Source organism: Mangrovicoccus ximenensis, from assembly GCF_003056725.1.
In the GTDB taxonomy this organism is placed as follows: Bacteria; Pseudomonadota; Alphaproteobacteria; order Rhodobacterales; family Rhodobacteraceae; genus Mangrovicoccus; species Mangrovicoccus ximenensis.
In genome coordinates, this window is the sequence record NZ_QBKZ01000015.1 from 169,628 (window position 1) to 185,379 (window position 15,752).

At 67.0% G+C, this 15,752-nt stretch carries 18 protein-coding genes; 10 read left to right on the forward strand and 8 right to left on the reverse strand.

Annotation, left to right across the window (positions count from 1 at the left end; genetic code table 11):
• Window positions 1–7 precede the first annotated feature (7 nt).
• The 3 genes from C7T91_RS16780 to murB all read right to left on the reverse strand — a co-directional run bounded on the left by C7T91_RS16780 (window position 8) and on the right by murB (window position 2,655).
• The gene (locus tag C7T91_RS16780) at window positions 8–772 is read right to left on the reverse strand and encodes a cell division protein FtsQ/DivIB (RefSeq protein WP_108260244.1); all 765 of its coding nucleotides are present in this window, start codon (window positions 770–772) and stop codon (window positions 8–10) included.
• Window positions 760–1,668: a D-alanine--D-alanine ligase gene (locus C7T91_RS16785; RefSeq protein WP_108260245.1), complete on the reverse strand. Its 909-nt coding sequence runs from the start codon at window positions 1,666–1,668 to the stop codon at window positions 760–762. Before C7T91_RS16785 ends, C7T91_RS16780 begins: the two co-directional genes overlap by 13 nt.
• 69 nt (window positions 1,669–1,737) lie before the next feature.
• Window positions 1,738–2,655: a UDP-N-acetylmuramate dehydrogenase gene (gene murB, locus C7T91_RS16790; RefSeq protein WP_108260246.1), complete on the reverse strand. Its 918-nt coding sequence runs from the start codon at window positions 2,653–2,655 to the stop codon at window positions 1,738–1,740.
• A gap of 100 nt (window positions 2,656–2,755) precedes the next feature.
• Between murB and C7T91_RS31690 the strand changes: the two genes are divergently transcribed.
• The 4 genes from C7T91_RS31690 (at window position 2,756) to C7T91_RS16810 (ending at window position 6,219) form a co-directional block, all read left to right on the forward strand.
• Window positions 2,756–2,935: a hypothetical protein gene (locus tag C7T91_RS31690; RefSeq protein ID WP_145962917.1), complete on the forward strand. Its 180-nt coding sequence runs from the start codon at window positions 2,756–2,758 to the stop codon at window positions 2,933–2,935.
• Between the two features lie 736 nt (window positions 2,936–3,671).
• Window positions 3,672–5,471 carry a translation elongation factor 4 gene (gene lepA, locus C7T91_RS16800; RefSeq protein WP_108260248.1) on the forward strand — a complete coding sequence of 600 codons (1,800 nt, stop codon included), beginning with the start codon at window positions 3,672–3,674 and terminating at the stop codon, window positions 5,469–5,471.
• A 1-nt stretch (window position 5,472) separates the two neighbouring features.
• Window positions 5,473–5,961: a Pycsar system effector family protein gene (locus C7T91_RS16805; protein ID WP_108260249.1), complete on the forward strand. Its 489-nt coding sequence runs from the start codon at window positions 5,473–5,475 to the stop codon at window positions 5,959–5,961.
• Between the two features lie 39 nt (window positions 5,962–6,000).
• Entirely contained in the window at window positions 6,001–6,219 is a 219-nt protein-coding gene (locus tag C7T91_RS16810) for a helix-turn-helix domain-containing protein (protein ID WP_161555943.1), read from the forward strand.
• 41 nt (window positions 6,220–6,260) lie between these two features.
• Here C7T91_RS16810 and C7T91_RS16815 read toward each other — a convergent pair whose 3' ends face one another.
• Together C7T91_RS16815 and C7T91_RS16820 are read right to left on the reverse strand one after the other, a co-directional pair.
• Complete coding sequence (locus C7T91_RS16815; RefSeq protein ID WP_108260251.1) at window positions 6,261–6,815, reverse strand: RES family NAD+ phosphorylase; 555 nt, start codon at window positions 6,813–6,815, stop codon at window positions 6,261–6,263.
• A gap of 3 nt (window positions 6,816–6,818) precedes the next feature.
• Complete coding sequence (locus C7T91_RS16820; RefSeq protein ID WP_108260252.1) at window positions 6,819–7,157, reverse strand: DUF2384 domain-containing protein; 339 nt, start codon at window positions 7,155–7,157, stop codon at window positions 6,819–6,821.
• A 191-nt stretch (window positions 7,158–7,348) separates the two neighbouring features.
• Here C7T91_RS16820 and repA point away from each other — a divergent pair, with 191 nt between their 5' ends.
• From repA to recQ, 6 genes are all read left to right on the forward strand, one after another.
• Window positions 7,349–8,536, forward strand: coding sequence for a plasmid partitioning protein RepA (gene repA, locus C7T91_RS16825; protein ID WP_108260253.1), 1,188 nt, complete (start codon window positions 7,349–7,351; stop codon window positions 8,534–8,536).
• Window positions 8,533–9,396 carry a plasmid partitioning protein RepB gene (repB, locus tag C7T91_RS16830; protein WP_108260254.1) on the forward strand — a complete coding sequence of 288 codons (864 nt, stop codon included), beginning with the start codon at window positions 8,533–8,535 and terminating at the stop codon, window positions 9,394–9,396. Before repA ends, repB begins: the two co-directional genes overlap by 4 nt.
• Window positions 9,363–9,506, forward strand: a complete 144-nt coding sequence (locus C7T91_RS32665; protein ID WP_330848862.1) for a DprA-like winged helix domain-containing protein — start codon at window positions 9,363–9,365, stop codon at window positions 9,504–9,506. The genes repB and C7T91_RS32665 overlap by 34 nt, the downstream gene beginning before the upstream one ends.
• A gap of 89 nt (window positions 9,507–9,595) precedes the next feature.
• Window positions 9,596–12,232, forward strand: coding sequence for a type I DNA topoisomerase (gene topA / locus C7T91_RS16835; protein ID WP_108260255.1), 2,637 nt, complete (start codon window positions 9,596–9,598; stop codon window positions 12,230–12,232).
• Window positions 12,233–12,236: 4 nt separating this feature from the next.
• Window positions 12,237–12,548, forward strand: coding sequence for a hypothetical protein (locus C7T91_RS16840; protein ID WP_108260256.1), 312 nt, complete (start codon window positions 12,237–12,239; stop codon window positions 12,546–12,548).
• Between the two features lie 101 nt (window positions 12,549–12,649).
• The gene (gene recQ, locus C7T91_RS16845; RefSeq protein WP_108260257.1) at window positions 12,650–14,704 is read left to right on the forward strand and encodes a DNA helicase RecQ; all 2,055 of its coding nucleotides are present in this window, start codon (window positions 12,650–12,652) and stop codon (window positions 14,702–14,704) included.
• 10 nt (window positions 14,705–14,714) lie between these two features.
• Here the strand turns inward: recQ and C7T91_RS16850 are convergent, their stop codons facing one another.
• The 3 genes from C7T91_RS16850 to C7T91_RS16860 form a co-directional block, all read right to left on the reverse strand.
• On the reverse strand, window positions 14,715–14,900 hold the full coding sequence (locus tag C7T91_RS16850; RefSeq protein WP_108260258.1) for a hypothetical protein: 186 nt from the start codon (window positions 14,898–14,900) through the stop codon (window positions 14,715–14,717).
• Window positions 14,901–15,130: 230 nt separating this feature from the next.
• On the reverse strand, window positions 15,131–15,298 hold the full coding sequence (locus C7T91_RS16855; RefSeq protein WP_108260259.1) for a fructosamine kinase family protein: 168 nt from the start codon (window positions 15,296–15,298) through the stop codon (window positions 15,131–15,133).
• Between the two features lie 217 nt (window positions 15,299–15,515).
• Entirely contained in the window at window positions 15,516–15,752 is a 237-nt protein-coding gene (locus C7T91_RS16860; RefSeq protein ID WP_108260790.1) for a MoaD/ThiS family protein, read from the reverse strand.

The following is a 15,752-nucleotide window of genomic DNA, read 5'->3' on the forward strand; positions in this document are numbered from 1 at the left end:
GCCTCCCCTACGCCAGCTCGTCGCGGCCGGCAATGCCCGGCCCGGGACGCGCCGCCGCACGCATCGACAGAACCCAGAGCGCCAGCCAGCCGGCCAGTGCCACGGTGGTCACGAGGTCGAGCGCAGTTCCAGGTCCGGCCATCGCCGCCACCAGCCCGCGGAACAGCCACATCGGGCTCGAGGCGAGGAATGCCCAGAAGGTCGCGATGCGCGCGCCGTACCAGCCGGCCTTCAGCGGCAGCTCGGGCGCGGCATCGCGCGTCTCGGCCACCGCGACCCGCATGCCGCCCTCGTCGAGCAGCGCCAGCCCGCGCGCGGTGCGCCAGATCACCACCGGCTGGCGCTGGGTGATCTCCAGCATCAGCGCGCCGCCCAGCACGACATGCGCGTTGACATGCTCGACCGCGTCGAAGGCGGTGACCTTGACGCGGATCTCGTCAAGATCGAGATCGAGAACGCTGACCGGGAATTCGAGATCGAGCACCCGGCGGATCTCGCGGGTCAGCTCCGGCGAGGCGCCCTTGACCGCCATCTGCTTGACCTGGAAATCCGGCTGGTCGCGCATCCGCGCCATCACGGCGACCTGGACATTGGTGATCAGCTCCTGTGAGCCGGGCTGGCTGGCCCAGAGCCCGATGCCGCCGCCGATCACCCCCATCGGCAGGAGCCAGAGCATGGAGATGCGGAAGACCGGCGACAGCCACAGCCGGTTGACGCGGTAGGCGATCCGCGACGGCGCATAGTCATCGCGTGGCGCCTTCACCGCGCACATGAGGCATCCTCCACCATCCAGCGGCAGAGCTCGGGGAAGGACAGGCCGCAATGCGCCGCCTGTTCGGGGGCCAGAGAGGTGGGCGTCAGGCCCGGCTGGGTGTTGACCTCGAGAAGGATCAGCCCGTCGAGCCCGCGGGCTTCGTCCCAGCGGAAATCGGTCCGGCTCAGGCCGCGGCATCCCAGCGCCTCGTGCGCCCGCTCGGCATAGTCGAGGCAGGCCGCGAAGATCTCGGCCGGGATCTCGGCGGGGATGACGTGGCGCGAGCCGCCGGGGCGGTATTTCGCGTCGTAGTCATACCAGCCGTCGGTCAGGATGTCGGTCACGGTCAGCGCCTTGCCGTCGATCACCGCGGTGGTCAGCTCGCGGCCCGGGGCGAAGGTTTCCACCATCACCTCGGCCGGCATCGTGTCCGACAGCTTAGGCGGCGCGTTGGCGCCCTCCTGCACGAGGTAGACCCCGACCGAGGAGCCCTCGTTGTTTGGCTTGACCACATAGGGCGGCGCCAGCACATGGGCGGCCTCGGCCTCGTCGCGGCTGACGATGCGGCTTTCCATCACCGGCAGCCCGGCGGCGGCCAGCACGGCCTTGGATTTCTGCTTGTCCATCGCCAGCGCCGAGGCGGTCACCCCGGAATGGGTATAGGGGATGCGCATCCATTCGAGGACGCCCTGAACCGCGCCGTCCTCGCCCCAGCGGCCATGCAGGGCATTGAACACGACATCGGGCGCCGCCTCTGCCAGCTGCGCCGCGACCTCGGCGGTCGGATCGATTTCGGTGACGCGGAAGCCAGCGGCCTTCAGCGCCTTCACGCATTCGGCGCCCGAGGAAAGGGAAACCTCGCGCTCCGAAGACGGCCCTCCAAGGAGAACCGCTACCAAGGGGTCTTGTGACATGCCCCTGCCTCTCGCTCGGGCCGTTTGCGGCCTCTGACTGCTCTGCCGTCCGGGCTAGCCCCGGATCGGTTAATCGTTCGTTACTTCGGGATGCACGGGAAGCGGATCGCCGACCCGTTGCACCTCCCAGACTAGCTCAATGCCGTGAAAATCCCAAACCTTTTTCCGCACCAGCTCGCCCAGGCCTTCCAGATCGGCGGCGGTCGCCCCTCCGGCGTTCACGAGGAAATTGGAATGCATCGGCGACATCTGCGCGCCGCCGAGCACCGCGCCGCGCATCCCGGCCTCGTCGATCAGCTTCCAGGCCTTCAGCTCGTGGGTATCGTCGGCCCGTCCCGTCGAGGAGAAGCCTGCCGGATTGCGGAAGGTGCTGCCTGCGGTGCGGTCCTTGGTCGGCTGCGAAGCGTCGCGCTTGGCCAGCTGCTCCTCCATTTTCGCCATGAGCGCCTCGGGATCGCCCGGCTCGGCGGAAAGCGTGACGCGTGTGATCACAAGATCGGGCGGCAGCTCGGTATGGCGGTAGGCGAAGCCCATGTCCTGCGGCGCCAATGTGATCACCTCGCCCTGCCGGGTGACGGCCTGCGCCTCGACGAAATGGTCGGCGAGGTAGGCGCCGTAGCAGCCGGCATTCATCCGCGCCGCTCCGCCGATGCTGCCGGGGATGGTGCGCAGGAAGGTCAGGTCGAGCCCGGCGGCGGCGGCGCGCTTCGCCGCCTGCGCATCCGGGACGGCGGCACCGAGCACGGCGCGGCCTTCGGAGAACTCCATGCCGTTGAAGCCCCGCCCGAGCCGGATCACGAGGCCGCGGATGCCGCCGTCCCGGACGATCAGGTTGGAGCCGAGCCCCAGCGGGAAAACGGGAGTTGCCGGGTCAAGCCCGGCAAGGGTGGCGCAGAGGTCATCGAGGTCCTTCGGCTGGAAGAACGTCTCGGCCGGCCCGCCGCAGCGGAGCCAGGTGAGCGGGGCAAGGGGGCGGTTGCTTTCCATGTGGAGCGATCTAGCTCGTTCGCCTGCCAGAGTCATCATGTCCCGCTGGGGCTGCGCGGTTTACCGCGCGCCGCAAGGGCCGCAACCGGAACGCCGAATCATGAAGCCAGCCCTCCTGCTCCTCGCCCTCGCCGCCAGCCTGTCGGGCTGCGTGGAATACTCGACCTCTTCGACCACCTCCACGCGCACGACCGCCGACGGCGTCCCGGTCGGATCGAGCAGCTCCGACTGCCGCAGCGTCTCGACCAGCATGATCCCCTCGGGCCCGGACTGCACTTGAGTGCGACGAGCAAACACATGCCCGGTCTAGCGGAAAAGCAGGAGCACGCCTGTCAGTCGCCTCACCCCGCCCCCGCCGCAACGCCAAGTGATCGGGCAAAACGACGTTTCAGTTATGATTTGCCACCTCACCATCTACCCAAGTCAAAGTCACGCATAGATATTTTCATCCGCTATACCCATCGGGCGTTGTTGGACAAATCAACTGGCGACCGCAGTCCCCCTTTCCCCGGACAGACCTATCCCATTACGCGCGGCGCGAGGATTTGCGCCTGCCGCTCCTGCGGCGCTGCCGCTCCTGCGGCGCGCGTGCGGCGTGTTCCGACGGGTCGACGGCGCTCACCGGCGTCCGTCCCGGATTCTGCCGCCTGGCCGGAAATCGGGCCGAACGAAAATGGTTTCCACCAGACTGCCAAACTGTCCCGAGCCCTGCATGACCGGACATCCCCTTGCCCTGCGAGCGGCTGCATCCCGCGGATGTCCGGATCCGGGCCGCGCGGCGGGTGCGCGGCGAGACGCCGGAAGCCCCTCATTTCACGAAAAATCGTATTCTGGGGAGGGCTTTTGTTTCCAGAGGAACCGTTGCGGTTGTGCCGATTGGTCACAGTTCCCGGCACGGGCCGGACCGATGGCGGAGGCCGCGCTGCCGCGCGGGAACGGGGCTTCGCTGCGGCTGCGTCGGGTGCAGGCTGCGCATTCCCATTGACGGCGCGCGAAAACCCTGCATATGCGAGCCCATGACCGAGCTTTCCCGCATCCGAAATTTCTCCATCGTTGCCCATATCGACCACGGCAAGTCCACGCTGGCCGATCGCCTGATCCAATCCACCAATACGGTGTCGGAACGGGAGATGAAGGAACAGCTGCTCGACGCCATGGATATCGAGCGGGAACGCGGCATCACCATCAAGGCGAACACCGTCCGCATCGAATACATCGCGGACGATGGCGAGCTGTATGTCCTGAACCTGATCGACACGCCCGGACACGTGGACTTCGCCTATGAAGTCTCGCGCTCGATGCGCGCGGTCGAGGGCTCGCTGCTGGTGGTCGACTCGACCCAGGGCGTCGAGGCCCAGACCCTGGCCAACGTCTACCAGGCGATCGACGCGGACCACGAGATCGTGCCCGTCCTGAACAAGATCGACCTGCCCGCCGCCGATTGCGAACGCGTCGCCGAGCAGATCGAGGACGTGATCGGCATCGACGCGTCGAACGCGCTGCAGGTCTCCGCCAAGACCGGCATCGGCATCAAGGAGACGCTGGAAGCCATCGTCACCCGGCTGCCCGCGCCGACCGGCGACCGCAACGCCCCGCTCAAGGCCATGCTGGTCGACAGCTGGTACGACGCCTATCTGGGCGTGGTCGTGCTGATCCGCGTGATGGACGGCGTGATCAAGAAGGGCGACCGCATCGTCATGATGGGGACGGGGGGCAAGTACCCGGTGGAACGCCTCGGCGTGTTCCGCCCCGCCATGCAGAACGTGGCGGAGCTGGGCCCGGGCGAGATCGGCTTCTTCACCGCCTCGATCAAGCAGGTCCGCGACACCCGTGTCGGCGACACCATCACCCACGAGAAGAAGGGCGCCGACAAGCCGCTGCCGGGCTTCAAGCCCTCCGTGCCGGTTGTGTTCTGCGGCCTTTTCCCGGTCGACTCGGCCGAGTTCGACGACCTGCGCGACGCGATCGAGAAGCTTGCGCTGAACGACGCCTCCTTCTCCTACGAGATGGAGACCTCGGCCGCGCTCGGCTTCGGCTTCCGCTGCGGCTTCCTCGGGCTGCTGCATCTCGAGGTGATCCGCGACCGGCTGGAGCGCGAATACAACATCGAGCTGATCACCACGGCGCCGTCGGTGGTCTACCACCTCTTCATGAAGGACGGGACGCAGATCGACCTGCACAACCCGGCCGACATGCCCGACCTGACCCTCGTCAGCCACGTCGAGGAGCCGCGCATCAAGGCGACCATCATGGTGCCTGACGAGTATCTGGGCGACGTGCTGAAGCTTTGCCAGGACCGCCGCGGCATCCAGCTGGACCTGACCTATGCCGGCGCCCGCGCCATGGTGGTCTACGACCTGCCGCTCAACGAGGTGGTGTTCGACTTCTACGACCGGCTGAAATCGGTGACCAAGGGCTATGCTTCCTTCGACTACCAGATGGAGGGCTACCGCGAGGACAACCTCGTGAAGATGCAGATCCTCGTCAATGACGAGCCGGTCGATGCGCTTTCGATGATGGTCCATCGCGACCGGGCAGAGATGCGCGGCCGGGCGATGTGCGAGAAGCTCAAGGACCTGATCCCGCGGCACATGTTCAAGATCCCGATCCAGGCGGCGATCGGCGGCAAGGTCATCGCGCGCGAGACCCTGTCGGCGCTGCGCAAGGACGTGACGGCCAAGTGCTACGGCGGCGACGCCACCCGGAAGAAGAAGCTTCTGGAGAAGCAGAAGGCCGGCAAGAAGAAGATGCGCCAGTTCGGCAAGGTGGAGATTCCGCAGGAAGCCTTCATCTCGGCGCTCAAGATGGACGAGTGACGTGTCCTTCAGCCGTGCGGAGTTCCTCGAAAGGAACCTCGCGCGGCAATCGGACCTGATCAGGGCGGCCGATCTGAAGGCCGCCTTTCTCGTTCCCACGGCCACGGCCATGGTCGGCGTGCTGGCCGCGCTGTTCCGCTCCTCGCATCCCGGCACCCTGTCCTTCCTTCTGCTGAAGCTGAACCTGGTGCCGATGATCCTCCTCTTCACGGTGATCGGGCTGGCGGTCTTCCCGCGCTTCCGCCGCGGGCAGGGGCAAGGGGCGCTCCTCTTCTTCGGCGACATCGCCGGGCAGGACCGGCAGGCCTATGCCGATGCGGCGGTGGGCGTGGACGAAGAAAGCTACCTGGGCGACTTGGCCGAAACCTGCCACGTCACCGCCTGCATCGCCCGCACGAAGCACCGCCTGGCGCGGCTGGACTATCTCTGTTTCCTCGTGATCCTGCCCTTCTGGGCCAGTGCGGTCTATGTGCTGAGTACCGAGATGTAGGGTAGTGACATTAGAATGTGTCGTTTGCAGGGAATCTCCATGGATCGTGACCCTTTGGGCAAAAATATTGAATTGAATTTAAAGCATCTGATGGCCGAACGGGGCACAAGCGCCTTCGAACTCGCTTATGCGGCCGGTTTAAGTCGGACCGCGATTGACGATATCCGTAAGCGCCTCGCCATTACCCCTGCAGCTGCGCGCCTCGCGCCGGTCCCGACAATGTCCGGTAATCTGCCATTATCGGCCAACATTGTGTAGCGGGCGCTCAGGCCGCTGACGCAACCCGGTAACAGTCCGACTTACGCTTTCTGACGTGGCTTTCCCCACTCCGCCAAGCCTTCTGCAGTGACCGGGCTGTCCTTCAACGTCGGCACTTTCTCGCAGAAGACGACCACGTTCCGCGCTTCCGACCGCGCCGACGGAACGATGAGCCCGTCGAAGTCCAGGAAATGCGCCGCTTCGCCGATCTGCTGCGTCCGCGGGTATTCGCCCTGCCGCTCCGCATAGGACAGCCGCCCGAAATGCTCGGTCCTCAGCCCCGCGGTTGCAAGCGCGGCGATGTCGAGAAACTGAAGCGCCCGGTCCAATGCCAGCCCGATCCGGAACATCTCGTAGCGCACCTTGCTCGGCATAACCGGCTGGCCACGCATCAAATGGAACCGCATTTCCTCCAGGGCCCCGGCTTCCGTCATCGAAGTGTAGAGGACCGGGAAGCTGGCATCGTCCCAGCGGCCGCCCGAGGCGCTGCATTGCAACGGATCGCGTCCTTCGCGCACCAGGCGCCAGACCGGTGCGTCGAAGATCACGGGCTCGATCGCCTCGAGCGCGTCGAGCAAAGCGGCGTCGCGGCGCATGGATTACAGGTACACGTCGTTATCGAGCCGGTCGATCACCGCCAGCACCTCGAGACTGCGGTCATCATGGATCAGGTCGATCGCCCGATGCCCCTCCAGCTGCGGGTGCCGCGCATATAGCCAGGCCCGCACCTCCTCGGGCTCGTAATACTCGTTCAGCCGCCCGACGATGTAGTAGAGATCCGACAGGATCAGCGCGTTCCTCGGCTGCGGCCGCATTTCGCCGGCCTTCCAGCGAGACACGGTCGCCTTGGAGACATCCGTGATATTGGCGATGTCCGTGCCCTTGAGGGCGCCGAACTGTGCAAGCTCGCCAATATAGCGGGAGACCGGGCTCAGCATATGCGACCCCACAAAGGTTGCGTTTGAGTTTCATGGAATGAAATGGTGAAACCGGAACGGAAAGTCAAGCCGCGGCCCTTTCCCCGGCGTCTCCCGAAAATGCTTGCGCGAATCCGGAACCTTGCCCAATAGTCACGGAAAAGAAGCGTAGAACGTCAATTTCCGTGAACACGGATTCGGGCAGGAAGCAAATGGACACAACAGACGCCCGGGCACATCTGAATGCCGTCATCCGCGGGCATTCCGAAACCCTTGCCGTGCAGCTCCATGCGCTGCGCGAAGGCCTTTTCCCGCCCGATGCCGCCAAGGCCATGCGCAAATTCACCTCCGGGGAAGCCGCCCAGCTCCTCGGGGTCAACGATTCCTACCTGCGCAAGCTGCATCTCGACGGCAAAGGCCCAACGCCCGAGGTGACGGGCGGCAATCGCCGTCTCTATTCGGTGCAGGACCTGCGCGACCTGCGCGAGCTGCTGGAAAAGACCGCCCGCAAGCCCGGCGACTACCTGCCCGGCCGCCGCGGCGCCGACCACCTGCAGGTCATCGGCGTGATGAACTTCAAGGGCGGCTCCGGCAAGACCACCACCTCGGCGCATCTCGCCCAGTACCTCGCGCTGAACGGCTACCGCGTCCTCGCCATCGACCTCGACCCGCAGGCCTCGATGACCGCGCTCCACGGCGTCCAGCCGGAATACGACCTGCCCGACGGCGGCACGCTCTACGACGCGATCCGCTATGCCGATCCCCTGCCGATCCGCGACGTGATCCGCAAAACCTACATCCCCGGACTCGACCTGATCCCCGGCAATCTCGAACTCATGGAATTCGAGCACGAGACCCCGCGCGCCCTCGCCCAGGGCAATGCCGGGCTGTTCTTCTTCCGCGTCAAGGAAGCCCTCGCCCAGGTCGATGCCGATTACGACGTCGTGGTGATCGACTGCCCGCCGCAGCTTGGCTTCCTGACCATGTCCGCGCTCTCGGCCGCAACCGGCGTGCTCGTCACCATCCACCCGGAAATGCTCGACGTCATGTCGATGTCGCAGTTCCTGCGCATGACCGCCGACCTGATGGACGTGATCGCCGAATCCGGCGCCGACATGTCCCATGACTGGATGCGCTACCTGCTCACCCGCTACGAGCCGACCGACGCGCCGCAGAACCGCATCGTCGCCTTCCTGCGCACCATGTACGGCGACAACGTGCTGAATTCGCCGATGCTGAAATCCACCGCGATTTCCGATGCCGGCCTCACCAAGCAGACGCTCTACGAGGTCAACCGCTCGGCCTTCACCCGATCCACCTATGACCGCGCGATCGAAAGCCTGAACGCCGTGAACGGCGAGATCGCCGATCTGATCCAGAAGACCTGGGGGCGCCGATGACCGACCACAAGAAACGCCGCATGTCGATGCTGGACGGGCTGGCCAAGGCCGGAACCGCCGCGCCGCCGCCCTCGATGATGGGCGCCAACCGCGCGCTGCGCTCGGCACGGGATGCGGTCGACAGCCACAATGTCTGGGATCTCGACCCGGCCGCCATCGAGGACAGCCGCATCGCCGACCGGCTGGATCCCGAGGACGTGGCCGATCTGCGCGAGGCGATCGAGGCCAACGGCCAGGCCGTGCCGATCCTCGTGCGCCGCCACCCTGCCGAACCCGACCGCTATCTGCTGGTCTATGGCCGCCGCCGGCTGGAGGCGATCCGCTCCTCCGACAAGGTCGCGAAGGTCCGTGCGCTGGTCGCCAATCTCGACGAGGGGGCCGCCCTCAAGTCGCAGATTTCCGAGAACATGGCGCGGCGCGACCTGTCCTTCATCGAAAAGGCGCTCTTCGCCCAGTCTCTGGTCGAGTCGGGCTTCGGCACCCAGGCCAAGGTCGCCGAAGTGCTCACCGTGACCAAATCCGCGATTTCCATGGGCATCGCCGTGGCCGAGTCGATCGGGCGCGACCTCGCCGCCGCCATCGGCCCGGCCCACGGCATCGGCCGTCCCCGCTGGGAAGCGCTGGCCCAGGCCATCGACGCCTCGGGGATCGACCGCGAGCGGCTGATCGGCATTGCCGCTGACGTGCATGACCGCGCCGCCGTCGCGGTCTTCAACCGCGCCGACAGGGCGCGGGACGCCCTGCCAATGGCGGCCATCCGCCCGCCCCCGCGGAGCCCGGCCATGCCGCCCGGACAGCCCCCCTGCACCAGCAAATCCTTTCCCGCATCGGCGCTTCGCCGGTTGCCGAAGACCAACTGATCCGCGATCTCGGCCTGCCCGCGAGCGAGCTGTCTCCGGTGCTGCTGGCGCTGGAGCTGGAGGGGCGGATCGCCCGCCAGAGCGGCGGCCTCGTCAGCTTGGCCGACTGAGGGGGTCAGGCCCGCATGCATTGACATTCGCAATGCAAGGGCCCCATCTACCCCGCAGTTTCTAGACTGTCAGTCCGAAAAGAGCGTGAATGCCTGTCGTCGTCGTCGAATCCCCGGCCAAAGCCAAGACTATCAACAAATATCTGGGATCCGACTATACGGTCCTGGCCTCCTACGGCCATGTCCGGGACCTGCCGCCGAAGAACGGCTCGGTCGATCCCGAGCAGGATTTCGAGATGCTGTGGGAGATCGCCTCCGACAGCAGGAAGCACGTCAAGGCGATCGCCGACGCGCTGGCCGATGACGACGCGCTGATCCTCGCGACCGACCCCGACCGCGAGGGCGAAGCGATCTCCTGGCACCTGCAGGAGGCGCTGACCAAGCGCAAGGCGATCAAGAAGACCACCGACGTCAAGCGCGTCGTGTTCAACGCGATCACCAAGCAGGCGGTCACCACCGCGATGAAATCGCCGCGCGATGTCGACATGGAGCTGGTCGAGGCCTACTTGGCCCGCCGCGCGCTCGACTACCTCGTGGGCTTCAATCTCTCGCCGGTGCTCTGGCGGAAGCTGCCGGGCGCCAAGTCCGCGGGCCGCGTGCAGTCGGTCTGCCTGCGGCTGATCGTCGAGCGCGAAATGGAGATCGAGGCCTTCCGCGCCCAGGAATACTGGACCGTCAAGGCGGCTCTGAAGACCCCGCGCAACCAGATGCTCGAGGCGCGGCTGACCGTGCTGGGCGGGCAGAAGCTCGACAAGTTCGACATTCCGACCCAGGACGCCGCGGATCTTGCCGTCCAGGCGATCCGCTCGCGCGAGCTGGCGGTGAAATCGGTCGAGGCGCGGCCCGGTTCGCGCAATCCCTCGCCGCCCTTCATGACCTCGACCCTGCAGCAGGAAGCCAGCCGCAAGTTCGGCATGGGCGCGCGACAGACCATGTCGGCGGCGCAGCGTCTCTACGAAGCCGGCCACATCACCTACATGCGGACCGACGGCATCGACATGGCGCCCGAAGCCGTGACCATGGCGCGCGACGCGATCAAGGACCGCTACGGCGCTGATTACCTGCCGCAGAAGCCGCGCACCTACAAGAACAAGGCCAAGAACGCGCAGGAAGCCCACGAATGCATCCGGCCGACCGAGATGGCGATGGCCCCGGATCAGCTGAAGATTTCCGACGCCGACCAGCGCAAGCTCTACGACCTGATCTGGAAGCGCACGCTGGCGAGCCAGATGGAGGCCGCGCGGCTGGAGCGCACCACGGTCGAGGTCTTCTCGGCCGACGGCCAGGTGGGCCTGCGCGCCACCGGCCAGGTCGTGCTGTTCGACGGGTTCCTCCGCGTCTACGAAGAGGGCCGCGACGAGCCCGAGGATGACGATGACCGCCGCCTGCCCCAGGTCGCCGAAGGCGAGCCGATGCAGAAGCAGGAGGTCACGCCCGAACAGCATTTCACCCAGCCGCCGCCGCGCTACACCGAAGCGACGCTGGTCAAGAAGATGGAGGAGCTCGGCATCGGGCGCCCCTCCACCTATGCCTCGATCGTCACCACGATCCAGGACCGCGGCTACGTGACGAAGGACCAGAACCGGCTGATCCCCGAAGACAAGGGGCGGCTGGTGACGATCTTCCTCACCAAGTATTTCCGCCGCTACGTCGAATACGACTTCACCGCCGGGCTGGAGAACCAGCTTGATGACGTCTCGGCGGGCGAGCGCGACTACAAGGAGGTGCTGCGGCAGTTCTGGCGCGATTTCTCGGCCGCGATCGAGGAAACAGCCGATCTGCGGATCTCGGAGGTGCTCGACCAGATCGACGAGGCGCTGGCGCCGCATCTCTATCCGCCGAAGGAGGACGGATCCGATCCGCGTATCTGCCCGAATTGCGGCACCGGCCGGCTCAGCATGCGCACCGCGCGCTCGGGCGGCGCCTTCATCGGCTGCTCGAACTATCCCGAATGCCGCTTCACCCGGCCCTTCGGCCCGCCGCTGGAAGGCGACGAGGCGGCCCGCGCGATTCCGCCCGAAGGCAAGCTGCTGGGCGAGGATGGGGGCGACGAGATCCGCGTCTTCAAGGGCCGGTTCGGCCCCTATGTCCAGCGCGGCCCGGCGACCGACGAAAACCCCAAGCCGCCGCGCCAGTCGGTGCCGAAGCCCTGGCCGCCCGAGGAGGTCAGCCTCGAACAGGCGGTGAAGCTTCTGTCCCTGCCGCGCGAAATCGGCCCGCATCCCGAGGACGGGGTGATGATCTGGGCCAATATCGGCCGGTACGGACCTTACCTGAAGCACGCGGATTCGATTTCGAACAAGGGCGGCACCAATGCCAACCTCGAGGATGTCGAGGAGGTCTTCACCATCGGCATGAACCGCGCGGTCGAGGTCCTGGCCTCGAAGCCGAAGCGCGGCAAGCCGGCCGCCACGAAGCCGCTGAAGGAGCTGGGCGAGCATCCCGATGGCGGCGAGCTGTCGGTGATGAAGGGCCGCTACGGACCCTATGTCAAATGGGGCAAGGTCAATGCCACCCTCCCCGAGACGGTCGAGCCCGAGGACGTGACGCTGGATCTGGCGGTCGAGCTGGTCAATGCCCGCGCCACGAAGTCCGGCGCCAAGAAGAAGGCCCCGGCGAAGAAACCGGCCGCCAAGAAGACCGCGGCGAAGAAACCGGCGGCCAAGAAGGCGCCCGCCAAGAAGAAGGCGGCCGACGGCGGCGAGGGTCCGGACGTCCTGGAATAGCGCCATGCGCCCGGCCTGCCATGTCCGGATGCTCTCCGAGACCGAGCGCGGCGCGGCAGCCGCGCTGATCTGGCAGGCCTTTTCCCGCAAGCTCGGCGCCGCGCTGGCGCCCGCGCCGAAGGCGCTCGGCGGCAGGACCGAGCCGGGCGTGTCGCCGGTGGCAAGCCGGTCCAGCGCGGCGCGGCGGTCCCCGGCAAAGAGGCCGATCCCCGCGCCGAAGGCCGCAGCCTGCAGCCCGAGGGCGATGGCGGGGATCAGCAGGATCCCGAAAAACGTGCGCCACAGGCCCGAGCGCGGGCGGGCTGGCGCGACATAGCTGTCGAAACGGGGAGGCATCGGTCCCTTGCTTGTTAACCGGGGCTTGATGTGCCAGAACTATGCCATAACGAGCAGCAGACAAGAACAGGCCTTTTCCCCATGCCTGACGGGCTTTTCCGGTCCCCCGGCAGCTTGCTGTCGGAGATCTTCGGTTTCGGCGCCTTCCGCCCCGGGCAGGAGGAAATCGTCGGCGCCGTCATTGCGGGCCGCGACACGCTCGCCATCATGCCGACGGGCGGAGGGAAATCCCTTTGCTACCAGCTGCCTGCGCTGTGCCGCGATGGCGTGACCGTGGTGATCTCGCCGCTGATCGCGCTGATGCGCGACCAGGTCCGGGCGCTGCGCGCGGTGGGGGTCGAGGCCGGTGCGCTGACCTCCGGCAATACCGGCGAAGAGACCGAGGAGGTCTTCCGCGCGATCGACGAGGGCAAGCTGAAGCTGCTCTACATGGCGCCCGAACGGCTGGCCGCTTCGGGCACCCGCCAGCTGATGCAGCGGCTGGGCGTCGGGCTGATCGCCGTGGACGAAGCGCATTGCGTCAGCCAATGGGGCCATGACTTCCGCCCGGACTACCTGCGCATCGGCGCGCTGCGCGCCGATCTGGGCGTGCCGGTCGCCGCTTTCACCGCCACCGCCGATGCGGAAACCCGGGCCGAGATCGTCACCCGGCTGTTCGACGGCGTGCAGCCGGAAACCTTCCTGCGCGGCTTCGACCGGCCGAACATCCATCTGGCCTTCCGGCCGAAGGACAGCCCGCGCCGCCAGATCCTGGACTTCGCCGCCGCCCGCAAGGGCCAGTCGGGCATCGTCTATTGCGGCACCCGCGCCAAGACCGAGCAGATCGCCGAGGCCCTGGGCAAGGACGGCCACAGCGCGGTCGCCTATCACGGCGGCATGGATGCCGAGGCGCGCCGCAAGGTGGAGGGCCGGTTCAGCCGCGAGGACGGGCTGATCGTGGTGGCGACGGTTGCCTTCGGGATGGGCGTCGACAAGCCGGACATCCGCTGGGTCGCCCATGCCGACCTGCCGAAATCGATCGAGGCCTATTACCAGGAAATCGGCCGCGCCGGCCGCGACGGCGGCCCGGCCGAAACCATGACGCTCTACGGCCAGGACGACATCCGCCTGCGCCGCGCCCAGATCGACGAGAGCGCCGCGCCGCCCGAGCGCAAGGATGCCGACCATGGACGGCTGAACGCGCTGCTCGGCCTTGCCGAGGCGCTGGGATGCCGCCGCCAGGTGCTCCTGGGCTATTTCGGCGAGGAGGCGGCGCCCTGCGGCCATTGCGATCTCTGCCAGTCGCCGCCCGAAATCATCGACGGCACGGTGGCGGTGCAGAAGGTCCTGTCGGCGGCCTTGCGCACCGGCGAAAGCTTCGGCGCAGGCCATCTGATCGACATTCTCACCGGCTCCGAGACCGAGAAGGTGAAGCAACGCGGCCATGACCGGCTGCCGACTTTTGGCTGCGGCAGGGAATTCTCCAAGGGCCAGTGGCAGGGGCTGATCCGCCAGATGATGGGCCGCGACCTCTTGCGGCCCGACACCGAACGCCACGGTGCGCTCTACATGACCGAGGCCGCGCGGCCGGTGCTCAAGGGCGAGGTGCAGGTCGACCTGCGCCGCGACGTGATGGAGAAGAAGGCCGAGCGGCGTCCGGCGGTGCGGGCGATGGTGGCCGACGAGGACGCGCCGCTGTTTTCCGCGCTCAAGTCCAAGCGCTCGGCGCTGGCGGCGGCGCAGAACCTGCCGGCCTACATGGTGTTCAACGACAAGACGTTGGCGGAGATGGCCGAAACCCGGCCCGCGACGCTGGACGAGATGGCCCGCATCAACGGCGTCGGCGCCAAGAAGCTCGAGAGCTACGGCGCGGCCTTCCTGGAAGTGATCGGCGACGGGGCGGAGCGGCTGCATCCGGCGCGGCGCCGCCTCGCCGGACGCGATTCCGGATCGCTCTATGACCGGCTTCTGGCGGCGCAGGTCGAGCTGTCCCGCGGCGAATGCGGCACGCTCAAGCCGCTGACCTGCTCGGCCGGGCAGATCGCCAAGCTGGCGGAGATCCGGCCGCGCGATCTGGGCACGATGGCGAGCATCCTCGACGAGAGGCGGACCGAGCGGTTCGGCCCGGCCTTTCTCGATATCCTCGCCGGGGAATGATCGGGGCGGATCAGGCGGTGCGGTAGCTGGCGCTGCCGTCGCGCAGGACGAGCTCGAAATAGGGCGCGCCGCCACGGTTGGCGGCCGGGTTCGATTGCGCGTCGCGCGCCTCCTGATAGGCGGCGGCGGAGGCCAGGGAAGAGGACGCAGTGAGATAGGCGGCCAGGGCCGCGAGCAGGGGGCGGTTGCTGTTCATCGGTAATTTCCTTGGGGGCAAGTGGCGTTGCGACATGTGCCCCAGAACGCGGATTCGTTCAAATGGCGCCTGAGCTTCCGGTCAATGCGAGGTTAAGCGCGGCAGCGCTCCGGCAGCCCGTCGACCGTCCCGGCATAGCTGCCGCCGAAGAGCCGCGGATGCACCAGCGCGGGCCAGAGCCGGTAAGCCGGGCGGCAGGTTTCGCAGCCGGCAGCAGGCGTGCCGTTGCCCTAGGGGAAGGCTGCCGGGATGCGGCCGAAGAGCGACTGCATCGCCAGGCGGATCTCCGCGTCGCGATGGTTGCAGGCCGGATCGATCAGCACCCCGGCGGCGCCCGGGAAATGGATGTTGCCGGACCGCAGGCCGCCATGCAGCAGTCCGGGCCGTCGAGCGGCCAGCGCCTAGACCCGCCGGGCCAGCGGCGCGGGCAGATGCGGCATGCAGGGCAGAAGGCGGCGTTCGCCCCAGAAGCAGGGCCGGTCCGCGGTCCATCCGTTCGGAATCTCCAAGGGACCGAATGCGCATTGTCAAACGGCATCGAAAACTGCCTCCATATTGGAGTGCGCCCCTGCGGGCGGACATTATCAGGCCAAGCCCGGGCCAAAGACGGAAGGCTCAGCCGCCCTTCATGCGCTGCATGAGAAAGACCTCTCCCGCATCGGCGACAGAGGCGTGCCGCCCCGTCGCCACCTCGCCGTCGATCACCACCGAGACGCCGGCATCGAGGATCGGCGCAAGCCCCGGATAAGCCGCTTTCAGCCCGTCCAGGAGCCCGGCGACCGTCGCTGCCTCGACCTCCACTGCGGTCTCGCCGCCGGTAAAGCGCGACAGGCTGGACCAGAGATTGACCAT

Bases quoted from the DNA above. Each gene is read 5' to 3' on its own strand.
- C7T91_RS16780 (WP_108260244.1), bottom strand. From the start codon at position 772: ATGTGCGCGGTGAAGGCGCCACGCGATGACTATGCGCCGTCGCGGATC.
- C7T91_RS16785 (WP_108260245.1), bottom strand. From the start codon at position 1,668: ATGTCACAAGACCCCTTGGTAGCGGTTCTCCTTGGAGGGCCGTCTTCG.
- murB (WP_108260246.1), bottom strand. From the start codon at position 2,655: ATGGAAAGCAACCGCCCCCTTGCCCCGCTCACCTGGCTCCGCTGCGGC.
- C7T91_RS31690 (WP_145962917.1), top strand. From the start codon at position 2,756: ATGAAGCCAGCCCTCCTGCTCCTCGCCCTCGCCGCCAGCCTGTCGGGC.
- lepA (WP_108260248.1), top strand. From the start codon at position 3,672: ATGACCGAGCTTTCCCGCATCCGAAATTTCTCCATCGTTGCCCATATC.
- C7T91_RS16810 (WP_161555943.1), top strand. From the start codon at position 6,001: ATGGATCGTGACCCTTTGGGCAAAAATATTGAATTGAATTTAAAGCAT.
- C7T91_RS16815 (WP_108260251.1), bottom strand. From the start codon at position 6,815: ATGCGCCGCGACGCCGCTTTGCTCGACGCGCTCGAGGCGATCGAGCCC.
- C7T91_RS16820 (WP_108260252.1), bottom strand. From the start codon at position 7,157: ATGCTGAGCCCGGTCTCCCGCTATATTGGCGAGCTTGCACAGTTCGGC.
- repA (WP_108260253.1), top strand. From the start codon at position 7,349: ATGGACACAACAGACGCCCGGGCACATCTGAATGCCGTCATCCGCGGG.
- repB (WP_108260254.1), top strand. From the start codon at position 8,533: ATGACCGACCACAAGAAACGCCGCATGTCGATGCTGGACGGGCTGGCC.
- topA (WP_108260255.1), top strand. From the start codon at position 9,596: ATGCCTGTCGTCGTCGTCGAATCCCCGGCCAAAGCCAAGACTATCAAC.
- C7T91_RS16840 (WP_108260256.1), top strand. From the start codon at position 12,237: ATGCGCCCGGCCTGCCATGTCCGGATGCTCTCCGAGACCGAGCGCGGC.
- recQ (WP_108260257.1), top strand. From the start codon at position 12,650: ATGCCTGACGGGCTTTTCCGGTCCCCCGGCAGCTTGCTGTCGGAGATC.
- C7T91_RS16850 (WP_108260258.1), bottom strand. From the start codon at position 14,900: ATGAACAGCAACCGCCCCCTGCTCGCGGCCCTGGCCGCCTATCTCACT.
- C7T91_RS16860 (WP_108260790.1), bottom strand. From the start codon at position 15,752: ATGGTCAATCTCTGGTCCAGCCTGTCGCGCTTTACCGGCGGCGAGACC.